Consider the following 10,778-nt stretch of genomic DNA (forward strand, 5'->3'; position numbering starts at 1 on the left):
CTCCCCGATCGACCCGCGGATCGCCCTCGCCACCGGCCAGACCGCCGTCCCGGCCCCGCCCGCGGCTCCCCCGGCGCCCGCCGCGCCCCCGGCCCCGGCCGCCCCCGGCAAGGTCACCCTGGACAAGGGCCGGGTCAACCTGGTCAAGGGCAGCTCGGTCTCCCTGGTCAAGAACGGCCGCCCCTTCCTCTCCTCCGTCCGGATGGCCCTCGGCTGGAAGTCCGCCGCCCGCGGCCGCGACATCGACCTGGACGCCTCCTGCCTCGCCTTCGACGCCCGCCACAAGCGGCTGGAGACGGCCTGGTTCATGAAGCTGAGCATCTTCAACGGCGCGATCTCCCACTCCGGCGACAACCTGGTCGGCGGCGAGGGAGGCGACGACGAGGCGATCACCGTCCACCTGGAGGGCCTGCCGGCCGAGGTCCACGCGCTGGTCTTCGTCGTGAACTCCTTCTCCGGCCAGAGGTTCACCGAGGTGCGCGACGCCTACTGCCGCCTGCTGGACGCCCGGACGGAGGAGGAGCTGGTCCGCTTCGACCTCACCAACTCCGAGCCCCACACCGGTGTGATGATGTGCAAGCTGGTCCGCCGCCCGGGCGGCGAGTGGGAGATGACGGCGCTCGGCGAGTACGTCGACGGCAAGACCGCGCGGGCGATGATCGAGCCCGCCGCCGCGACGCTCTGACACCCGGCGTCACCGTCCTGCCCGTGGTTTCACCCTCCCGAGGCATCAAGTCGTCCACAGAGCGACTCGATTGACTCTCAGGAGGGTGAAACCGCACTCTCCCCCTATCCCCAGGAGGAGAGCCGTGCCACGCTTCCTGTCCCGCCTCGCCGTCGCCGGCACCGCCACCGTGCTCGCCGCCGGGCTGATCACCCCGACCACCTCCCAGGCCGCCGCCCGGCCGGGCACCCGCGCCGGCGCACTGAGCTGGACGGCCCTCGGCGACTCCTACACCGCCGGGGTCATCGAGGCCACCGGCGACGAGACCGCGCCCCGCGACGGCTGCGCCCGGACCGTCGACTCCTACCCCGAGATCATCCGCCGCGACCTCGGCTCCCTGGCCGACCTGCGGAACGTCAGCTGCAGCGGCGCCACCACCGACGGCGTCGACGTGACCGCGCAGGCCCCGCTCGGCCGCCCGCTCCCGCCGCTCGGCACCGACCCGAACGGCCCCTACCCGCCCGTCCCGCCGCAGATCGACGCCGTCGACCCGGCCACCGGGCTGGTCACCGTCGGGATCGGCGGCAACGACCTCGGCTTCGCCGAGATCCTCAAGAGCTGCATCGAACTCGGCGCCGTCCAGCTCGGCCGGGGCACGCCCTGCAAGGACAAGTTCGACGCGGGCCTGCCCGACCGCTTCGCCCGGCTGCGCAACGGCTACGACCGGATGCTGACCGCGCTGCACGCCAAGGCCCCGTCCGCCAGGATCCTCACCGTCGGCTACCCGCACCTCGTCCCCGAGAACGCCGGGCTCTGCCAGTTCGGCAACCTCCTGCAGTTCGGCACCTTCACCGGCGGCGACCTCGTCTGGGCCCGCACCGCGATCGTGGAACCGCTCAACGCGCTCGTCGCCCGGAGCACCGCCGCCCACGGCGACACCTTCGTGGACCTCTACCCCGCCAGCGCCGGCCACAGCGTCTGCGACGCCGACCACTGGCTGGACGGCGTGCTGACCAGCGTCCTCCCCCTCGAGTACGCCGTGGTGCACCCCAACGCCACCGGCCAGGCGCACACCGCCGCCCTGGTCGAGAAAGCCGTCCTCGGCGGCTGACCGGCCGCTCCGACCGAAAACCGCTGGCCCGCCCACCCCTCGAGCATCATCCTGGTCCGATGCCCCTGCCCACGCCCGCGCCCGTACCCGCGCCCGTCCGCATCCGCGAAGCCGTCCCCGAGGACTGGCCGGACATCTGGCCGTTCTTCCACACCGTCGTCGCCGCCGGCGAGACCTTCCCCTACCCCCTGGACATGTCCTCCGAGCTGGGCCGGGAGTGGTGGATGCTCGCCGCCCCGAACCGCACGGTGGTCGCGGTGGACGGGGACGGGCGGATCCTCGGCACCGCCACCATGAACCGCAACCGCCCCGGCAACGGCTCGCACGTGGCCAGCGCCAGCTACCTGGTCGACCCGGCCCACCACGGCCGGGGGATCGGGCGGGCCCTGGTCGAGTACACCCTCGACTGGGCCCGCCGCTCCGGCTTCCGCGCCATGCAGTTCAACGCCGTGGTCGCCACCAACCACCACGCCGTGCGGCTCTACGAGTCGCTCGGCTTCGAGGTCGTCGGCACCGTCCCCGAGGCCTTCGACCACCCCGTGGACGGCTACGTCGGCCTGCACGTCATGTACCGGAAGCTGTAACGCCGTTACCCCTGCTCCTACTCCTCGATCGCCCCGCCGATCCGCCGCAGGTGCCGCCGGAAGCTGTACGCCGGGTCGGCGGCGCGCCGCTCCAGGTACTCCTCGAAGGAGGTCTGCCGGCGCAGCGTGTCCCCGGAGGCGATCCGGGCGGCCTGCGCGCGCTCGGTCCGGGCGATCCCGCCGGCCGTCTCCAGCACCTCCGCGACCCGGTCGCCTGGCACGAACAGCACCCCGTCCGGGTCGGCGAACACCACGTCCTCCGCGCTCACCGGGTGCGGCCCGAACTTGGCCGTCAGCAGCGCCGCCGGCTCCCGGTCGTCCAACCGCACCGGGCCGAGCGGCAGCGCCCCGTAACTGAACACCGGCAGCCCGATCTCCCGCAGCTCGGGGGTGTCCCGGTGCAGCCCCCACACCACGATCCCGGCCACCCCGGCGGCCCGCGCCTCCAGCACCGCGAGGTCCCCGATGCAGGCCTCGTCGGTCCGCCCGCCGTTGTCGACCACCAGCACGTCCCCGTCCCGGGCCGCCCCGTACGCCTCCAGGAACACGTCCACGCTCCCGTAGTGCCGCACCGGCAGCACCCGCCCCGCCACCCGGGCCCCGGCCACCACCGCCCCCACCCCCGCCGGCGCCACCCGCACCCCCACCCCGAGCCGCACACAGGCATCCGCCACCAACGGCGTCGACAGCTCCGCGAAAGCCTTCAGCATCCCCAACTCCTCCACTCGAAAAGCCAGTTCACCAGCAGGAAGATCCTAGGTCCTACTTAAACTCACACCATCGGGTGAAACCATGCCATATGCGGCATAACCCGTTCCGGGACCGCAGTAGCGTGACGGCCACCTGAAGGAGGGGCATCATGAGTGCTGTGGCGCATGAGCAACCGATCACGGGCTCCCCATCGCAGGCGGACATCCTGCTGGAGAGCTTCCTGAGCCTGCACTCCCCCGAAGGCTTCCGGGCCGAGCTCGTCGAGGGAGAGATCATCGTGGCACCACCGCCGGACGGCGATCACGAGGACTACATCAACCACCTGCTCAAGCAGGTGATCCGGCGCTCCAAGACCGATATGAGCGTTTCCGGAGGCAAGGGCCTCCGCCTCGTGAGCGGCGGTCTCTGTCCGAAGAACCACGTCATCCCGGACGTCACATTCGCTCCCGAGGAACTCCGCCTCTTCCGGGGCGCACCGTCCTGGATGGAACCGGACGGCGTCGCCATGGTCGCGGAAGTGACCTCCGCCAAGCCCGACCAGGACCGCATCGCCAAGCGCCACTGCTACGCCCGGGCCGGCATCCCGCTCTACCTCCTCATCGACCGCGAGAAGTCCCAGGTCAGTCTGTTCGCCAAGCCGCACCGCGACGAGTACACCGAGGTGCACCTCGCCGCCTTCGGCGAACCGCTCGCGCTCCCTGCCCCGTTCGACTTCGACCTCGACACGAAGCCGTTCCTCTGACGTCGACAACGCGCGACGGCCCGCACCCCCCGTCAGGGGTGCGGGCCGTGGCCTGGGGCGCCGGGTCAGCCGCGGGTGGCCATGGCGCGCAGGAAGAAGGTCAGGTTGGCGGGGCGCTCGGCGAGGCGGCGCATGAAGTAGCCGTACCACTCCTGGCCGTACGGGAGGTAGACCCGCATGGTGTTGCCCTCGGCGGCGAGGCGCAGCTGCTCCTCGGGGCGGATGCCGAACAGCATCTGGTACTCGAAGGAGTCCCGCTTGCGGCCGTTCCACTGGGCCAGCTGGCCGGCGATCTTGATCATGTTGGGGTCGTGCGAGGCGATCATCGGGTAGCCCTCGCCCGCCATCAGGACCTTCAGGGCCCGGACGTACGCGAGGTCGACCTCGTGCTTGCCCTGGAAGGCGACCGACTCGGGCTCCTTGTAGGCGCCCTTGCACAGGCGCACGCGCGAGCCGGCGCCGGAGAAGTCGCGGCAGTCGGCCTCGGTGCGGCGCAGGTAGGCCTGGAGCACGACGCCCAGCCACGGGAAGTCCGCCCGCAGCTCCCGCGCGATGGCGAGGGTGGAGTCGGTGGTGGTGTGGTCCTCCATGTCGAGGGTCACCGTGGTGCCGGCCTCGGCGGCGGCCTCGCAGATGCGGCGGGCGTTCTCCAGCGCGATCTTCTCGCCGTCCACCGGGAGGAACTGGCCGACGGCCGACAGCTTGACCGACACCTCGGCGCCGGCCGCGAGGCCGGTGTCCTTGAGGGCCTTGAGCAGGTGCTCGTACGCCTCGGCGGTGCCGGCGGCCTGGGCGGCGTCCTGGGTGTCCTCGCCGAGGTGGTCGAGGGTGACCTTGCGACCGGTGGCGATCAGGTCGTCGGTGGCGGTGACGGCGTCGTCGAGGACGTCACCGGCGACGAAGCGCTCGACTATCGCGTGGGTCGGCGGGAACTTCTCGACCACGGTGCGGACCTGCGGGGACCGGGAGGCCGCGAGAAGGGCGGAACGGAGCATCGTGACTCCTGGAGCTGGTGCTTCTTAAGGATGGCAGAAAGGGCCGGGGCGGCGGTGCGGGGATGGGGCACCGCCGCCCCGGGAGGCGGCGCCCGGCTGCGGGACCGGGCGTCGCGGGTGACCGGTGGCTACGGGACGAGCCGGCTGGTCAGGGGGCTGGTCAGCCCATGTGCGGGTAGCGGTAGTCCGTCGGCGGGACGAAGGTCTCCTTGACCGAACGGGTCGAGGTCCAGCGCGCCAGGTTCTGCTTGGCGCCGGCCTTGTCGTTGGTGCCCGAGGCCCGGCCGCCGCCGAAGGGCTGCTGGCCGACGACGGCGCCGGTCGGCTTGTCGTTGATGTAGAAGTTGCCGGCGGCGAAGCGCAGCTTGTGCATCGCGTCCTGGGCCGCGGCGCGGTCCTGGGAGATGATCGAGCCGGTCAGGCCGTACGGGGACACCGACTCCATCTGGGTCAGCATCTCCTCGTACTTCTCGTCCTCGTAGACGTACACGGCCAGGATCGGGCCGAAGTACTCGTCCTTGAAGTACTCGGCGGCCGGGTCCTGGCAGACCAGGACGGTCGGGCGGACGAAGTAGCCGACCGAGTCGTCGTAGGTGCCGCCGGCGAGGACCTCGACCTGCGGGTCGGCCTGGGCGCGGTCGATCGCGGCCTTGTTCTTGGCGAAGGAGCGCTCGTCGATGACGGCCGACATGAAGTTGGACAGGTCGCTGACGTCGCCCATGGTGAGGCCGTCGACCTCGGCGGCGAACTCGTCCTTGAGGCCGGCCCAGAGCGAGGCGGGGACGTAGGCCCGCGACAGCGCCGAGCACTTCTGGCCCTGGAACTCGAAGGCGCCGCGGGTCATCGCGGTCTTCAGGACCTTCGGGTCGGCGGACGGGTGGGCGACCAGGAAGTCCTTGCCGCCGGTCTCGCCGACGATCCGCGGGTAGGTGCGGTAGCCGGAGATGTTGGTGCCGACCTCGCGCCACAGGTGCTGGAAGGTGGCGGTGGAGCCGGTGAAGTGGATGCCGGCCAGCGCCGGGTGCTTGAGCGCGACCTCGGAGACGGCCAGGCCGTCGCCGGTCACCATGTTGATGACGCCCTTGGGCAGGCCGGCCTCCTCCAGCAGCTGCATCAGCAGGTGCGCGGAGAACTGCTGGGTCGGGGACGGCTTCCACAGCACCACGTTGCCCATCAGCGCGGGCGCGGTCGGCAGGTTGCCGGCGATCGCGGTGAAGTTGAACGGGGTGATCGCGTAGACGAAGCCCTCGAGCGGGCGGTGGTCGCTGCGGTTCCACACGCCGTCCGAGGAGATCGGCTGCTCAGCCATGATCTGGCGGGCGAAGTGCACGTTGAAGCGCAGGAAGTCGACCAGCTCGCAGGGGGTGTCGATCTCGGCCTGCTGCGCGGTCTTGGACTGGCCGAGCATGGTGGCCGCGGCCAGGGTCTCGCGCCAGGGGCCGGCCAGCAGGTCGGCGGCCTTGAGGAAGATCGCGGCGCGGGAGTCGAAGGAGAGCGCCTGCCAGGCCTCGGCTGCGGCCAGGGCAGTGTCGATGGCCTCCTGCGCGTCGGCCTGGGTGGCGTTGCGCAGGGTGCCGAGCCGAGCCGCGTGGTTGTGCGGCTGGACGACGTGGATCTCGGTGCCGCCGCCCATCCGGCGCTCACCGTTGATCGTCATGGTCAGCTGGACCGGCTCCTGGCCGCCCAGCTCCTTCAGCTTGGCCTCCAGACGGGCCCGTTCCGGGCTCCCGGGGGCGTAGCTGTGGACCGGCTCGTTCACCGGCGCGGGGACCTGGGTCACAGCGTCCATAGAGCGCACGCTCTCCTTCGTTCAGTGCGGGGGGATTGCCGGCGCGGGTTGCACGCCGACCACAGCACGAACGCTATTCCTGGCCACCGGGCGACTTGATTGGCCGCGCGGCTAAATTCCCCCGTACGGCGTTGTCCGGCCCGACGAAGTCGGTCACGCCGCGGTCACGAACCGTCCCCGATCGCCCCACCCTTCACACCACCCCGCGCCACCTCGCGCCTCCGGGCTCACGCCCCCGGCCCGCGAAGGCGGCTCGCACGCCGGTGCCCGTCGGCAGGCCCCGGCGCGCCCGCGCGCCGGGCCGCGGTCCGGCGGCCACGCCGAATCTCTGTCCGTCCGGCTAAAATCGACCGCGAAACGTTGTCCGAGCGGATGAAGGAGGACCGGCGTGACCACCCCCGGCCTGCCGCTCCGTCAACTCCTGATGTCCCTCGGCGAACCGCTGGTCGAGCTGCAGGCCGCCCCGCTGGGCCTGGACGTCCCGGTGCGCGACGTCGCGATCCTCGACCCGGAGGACCCACCGACCGCCGCCCCCGGCGAGCTGGTGCTCGCGATCGGCGCCCGCGGCCGCGCCGCCCTGCCCGCCCTGCGCGCGGCCGGCCGGGCCGGGGCCGCCGCCGTCGCGGTGAAGCTGGACGGCCCCGTCCAGGCCGACGCGCTGCGCGAGGCCGCCACCGACGCGGGCGTCGCCCTGCTCTCGGTGCGCCGCGAGACCCGCTGGGAGCACCTCGACTCGCTGGCCCGGGCGATCATCGCCGGCCCGGACGCCCCGGACGCCCCCGGCGCCCCCGAGCCCAACGCGGGCGACCTCTTCTCCCTCGCCCAGACCGTCGCCGTCCTCACCAACGGCATCGTCTCGATCGAGGACACCTCCAGCCGGGTGCTGGCCTACTCCCGCTCCTCCGACTCCGACGAGGTCGACGACCTGCGCCGGCTGTCCATCCTCGGCTGGCAGGGCCCGGAGCCGTACCTGTCCAAGCTCCGCGAGTGGGGCATCTTCCAGCACCTGCGCAGCTCGGACACCCCGATCGCGGTCGAGCCGCACCCCGAGCTGGGCCTGCGCCGCCGCCTCGCGGTCGGCATCCGGGCCGGGGCGCAGCCGCTCGGCACCATCTGGGTGCAGGAGGGCGCCCAGCCGCTCGCCCCGCTGGCCGAACAGTCCCTGGTCGGCGCCGCCCGGGTCGCGGCCGCCCAGCTGGTGCGCCGCCGCCGGGAGCTGTCCGCCGACGTCCGGCTCACCCAGACGCTGCTGACCGGCCTGCTGGAGGGCTCCACCGGCCCCCAGTCGCTCGCCACCCACCTCGGCCTGGACCTGCGCCGCCCGGCCACCGTGCTGGCCTACAGCGCGCACACCACCGACGTGCTGCACCGCTCCGACGTCACCGGCCTGATCTCGGTGCACACCGCCGCCCGGCACCGCACCGCGCTGCTCGCCCCGATCGAGTCCCGGGTGTACGTGCTGCTGCCCGAGCTGCCGCCCGGCCTGCCGATGACCACCGTGCGCGACTGGGCCTTCGAGGTGGTGGCGGCCGCCCGGGAGCACCTGGGCGTCCCGCTGCGCGCCGCGATCGGCTCGACCGTCGACGGCCTGGCCCAGGTCCCCGACTCCCGCGCCCAGGCGGACCGCATCCTGGACGCGATGGGCCGCGGCGGCGTGGACCTCGACGTCGCGGCACTGATCGACGTCCAGGCGGAGGTGCTGGTCAGCGAGATGCTCGCGCTGCTCCAGGAGCGCACCGGCCTGCGCGACCCGCGGCTGACCGCGCTCACCGCGTACGACCGGCGGCACGGCACCCGGCTCGCCGAGTCGGTGCTGGCCTGGCTGGACGCGCTCGGCGAGGTCCGGGTGGCCGCGGACGCCCTGCACATCCACCCCAACACCCTGCGCTACCGGGTGCGCCGCGCCGAGCAGTTGACCGGCATCGACCTCGCCCAGCCGCAGCAGCGCCTGCTGGCGATGCTGCAACTGCGGCTGCCCGCGGACGAGTAGTCCGCGGGCAGCCGCACGGTCATTCCTGACGGTTCGTCACTCGCCGTAGCCCTGGCCGCGCTTGTGCTCGTTCAGCCGGCGCCACGGGCCGCTGATCGCCAGCTGGATGCCCGGGGTCTGGATGTTGGCGAACAGGGTCTTGCCGTCGTCCGAGAAGGTCACCCCGGTGAACTCGCTGAACTCGGGCTTCTCGGCGGTGCCGATGTTCAGCTCGTTGCGGGCGATCGGGTAGACCAGCCCGTCCTCGGTGGCGCCGAACAGGTGCGAGACGCCCTCGCCGTCCTCGCAGATCACGATGCCGCCGTACGGCGAGACGGTGATGTTGTCCGGGCCGTCGAAGTTGTCGTGGTCGCCCCAGACGTCGGTGTTGACGCCCAGCAGCACCTTCAGGGTGATGGTGCGGCGGGCCGGGTTGTAGAACCAGACCTGGCCGTCGTGCTGGAGCGGGCTCTCCGAACGGGCGAAGCTGGAGACGAAGTAGAAGCCGCCGTCACCCCACCACATGCCCTCCAGCTTGCGGGCGCGGCTGACCTCGCCGTCCTTGAACTGCTTGCGCACCGAGACGGTCCTGGCGTCGCGGTCCTGGACCTTGACCCAGTCCACGCCGTAGGTGGTGCCGACCTTGGTGGCGCGGGAGAGGTCGTCGACGAACTTGCCCTGGGCGTCGAAGACCTTGAAGGCCTCCAGCACACCGGCGTCGGCGGCGAGCTTGCGCAGCTGGTAGCGGCCGTGCTTGAAGCCGGCCGGCGGGGTCCAGCGGAACAGCAGGCCGTTCGGGTTCGAGGCGTCCTCGGTCAGGTAGACCTGGCCGCGCTTCGGGTCCACGACCACGGCCTCGTGCGCGTAGCGGCCGAAGGCCTTCACCGGCTGCGGGTCCCGGTTGTAGTCGTCGTCGAAGGGGTCGACCTCGAAGATGTAGCCGTGGTCCTTGGTGAAGCCGTTCTTGCCGGCCTTGTCCTCGGTCTCCTCGCCGGACAGCCAGGTGCCCCACGGGGTCACGCCGCCGGCGCAGTTGGTGGCGGTGCCGGCGATGCCGACCCACTGCTCGACCGAGCCGTCCCGCTTGGCGTGCACGATGGTGCAGCCGCCGGCCGCGCCCGGGTCGTAGACGTGGCCCTCGGTCAGCGGCACCGGGTGCGGCCAGTTGGCGCGGGCGCCGGCCAGCTCGTGGTTGACGACCATCAGGTTGCCGCCGCGCTCGTCCTCGAAGGCGGAGGTGCCGTCGTGGTTGCTCGGGGTGAACTCGCCGGTGCGCAGCTTGGTGACGCCTGCCCGGTTGAGGACCTTGTACGAGAAGCCCTTCGGCAGGGAGAGCAGGCCGGCCGGGTCCTGGACCAGCTGGCCGTAGCCGACGGCGGTGCCGCCGGCCGAGTTGGTCCCGGCGGCCGCGGCGACCGGGGCCTCGCCGCCGACCGGGGCGGCGATCGCGCCCGGGGCGCTGGCCAGCGCCTCGGCGCCGCCGGCGATCAGCACGCCGGCCCCGACGAGGGTGGAACGGTTGACGAAGTCCCGACGGGACAGCGACATGGCAGCAACTCCTGAGGATGAGCGGGGGCGCCGGTGCGGGATGCCGACGCCCAGCAGGCTCCGCCGGGCGGGTGAACCCGGCATGACGCCCACCTCACGCCCAGGCGGCCATTTGCCGACCGATGACCTTCACATGACCTGTGCTTTACTGAGGCCCCCGCCGGCCCGCCCGACCCGTCAGCGCCGCGCCGCCCGCCACTGCTCCCAGGCCGACAGCCACAGCTGCTCGGCCAGCCGCTGCTCCTCCCAGACACCCGCCCCGCCGCCGCCCGGCCGCTCCCGCCACAGCTGCGCCCAGGCCCGCTGCGCCGGCAGGCTCGCCACCTCGCTCGCGAACACCGTGTACCGGACGACCTCCTCGACGGCCGCCTCCCCCTCCGCCGTGCCGACCAGCCAGTGCGTCTGCTGGGACAGCCGGTTGAGGTGGTTCACCATCGAGGTCACCGCCGCCGCGGCCTCCTCCCGGGTCTCGGTGGCCAGCCGCATCTGCTGGCGCACCGCCGCCTCCCAGCGCACCGCGCCGACCTCCCCGCGCAGCCCGCGCGGCAGCCTCGGCGTGCGCCCCACCCGCACCTGCGCCTCGATCGCGGCGGACTCGGCGACGCTCTGCGCGATCAGCGCCCGGTGCGCCTCCATCCCGACGGCGGGCGGCAGTTCACGCTCCT

Annotated in this window: 10 protein-coding genes; 5 read left to right on the top strand and 5 right to left on the bottom strand. The window is 72.5% G+C overall.

The window, feature by feature from the left end; translation table 11 throughout:
• The 3 genes from AE652_RS24210 to AE652_RS24220 all read left to right on the top strand — a co-directional run.
• Nucleotides 1-685 (top strand): TerD family protein (locus tag AE652_RS24210; RefSeq protein WP_049654981.1); only part of this gene is annotated, 685 nt, incomplete at its 5' end.
• Between the two features lie 124 nt (nucleotides 686-809).
• A complete protein-coding gene (locus AE652_RS24215; RefSeq protein ID WP_049654985.1) occupies nucleotides 810-1,775 on the top strand; it encodes an SGNH/GDSL hydrolase family protein in 966 nt (321 codons plus the stop codon).
• Between the two features lie 59 nt (nucleotides 1,776-1,834).
• The gene (locus tag AE652_RS24220) at nucleotides 1,835-2,359 is read left to right on the top strand and encodes a GNAT family N-acetyltransferase (RefSeq protein ID WP_049654988.1); all 525 of its coding nucleotides are present in this window, start codon (nucleotides 1,835-1,837) and stop codon (nucleotides 2,357-2,359) included.
• A gap of 17 nt (nucleotides 2,360-2,376) precedes the next feature.
• On the opposite strand, the gene AE652_RS24225 is transcribed toward AE652_RS24220, so the two are convergent.
• A complete protein-coding gene (locus tag AE652_RS24225; RefSeq protein WP_049654991.1) occupies nucleotides 2,377-3,069 on the bottom strand; it encodes an RraA family protein in 693 nt (230 codons plus the stop codon).
• A 149-nt stretch (nucleotides 3,070-3,218) separates the two neighbouring features.
• Between AE652_RS24225 and AE652_RS24230 the strand changes: the two genes are divergently transcribed.
• A complete protein-coding gene (locus AE652_RS24230) occupies nucleotides 3,219-3,812 on the top strand; it encodes a Uma2 family endonuclease (protein WP_049654993.1) in 594 nt (197 codons plus the stop codon).
• A 65-nt stretch (nucleotides 3,813-3,877) separates the two neighbouring features.
• Here AE652_RS24230 and AE652_RS24235 read toward each other — a convergent pair whose 3' ends face one another.
• Nucleotides 3,878-4,807, bottom strand: a complete 930-nt coding sequence (locus AE652_RS24235) for a proline dehydrogenase family protein (RefSeq protein WP_049654995.1) — start codon at nucleotides 4,805-4,807, stop codon at nucleotides 3,878-3,880.
• 160 nt (nucleotides 4,808-4,967) lie between these two features.
• Nucleotides 4,968-6,596, bottom strand: a complete 1,629-nt coding sequence (gene pruA, locus AE652_RS24240) for an L-glutamate gamma-semialdehyde dehydrogenase (RefSeq protein ID WP_049654997.1) — start codon at nucleotides 6,594-6,596, stop codon at nucleotides 4,968-4,970.
• Between the two features lie 388 nt (nucleotides 6,597-6,984).
• Between pruA and AE652_RS24245 the strand changes: the two genes are divergently transcribed.
• Entirely contained in the window at nucleotides 6,985-8,586 is a 1,602-nt protein-coding gene (locus AE652_RS24245; RefSeq protein ID WP_234348516.1) for a PucR family transcriptional regulator, read from the top strand.
• Nucleotides 8,587-8,622: 36 nt separating this feature from the next.
• Here the strand turns inward: AE652_RS24245 and AE652_RS24250 are convergent, their stop codons facing one another.
• Nucleotides 8,623-10,113, bottom strand: a complete 1,491-nt coding sequence (locus tag AE652_RS24250; protein WP_049654998.1) for an alkaline phosphatase PhoX — start codon at nucleotides 10,111-10,113, stop codon at nucleotides 8,623-8,625.
• 177 nt (nucleotides 10,114-10,290) lie between these two features.
• The coding region (locus AE652_RS24255; RefSeq protein ID WP_159028545.1) for a hypothetical protein at nucleotides 10,291-10,778 on the bottom strand (488 nt) is incomplete at its 5' end.

The sequence above is a fragment of the Kitasatospora sp. MY 5-36 genome (assembly GCF_001182915.1).
Classification (GTDB): Bacteria; Actinomycetota; Actinomycetes; order Streptomycetales; family Streptomycetaceae; genus Kitasatospora.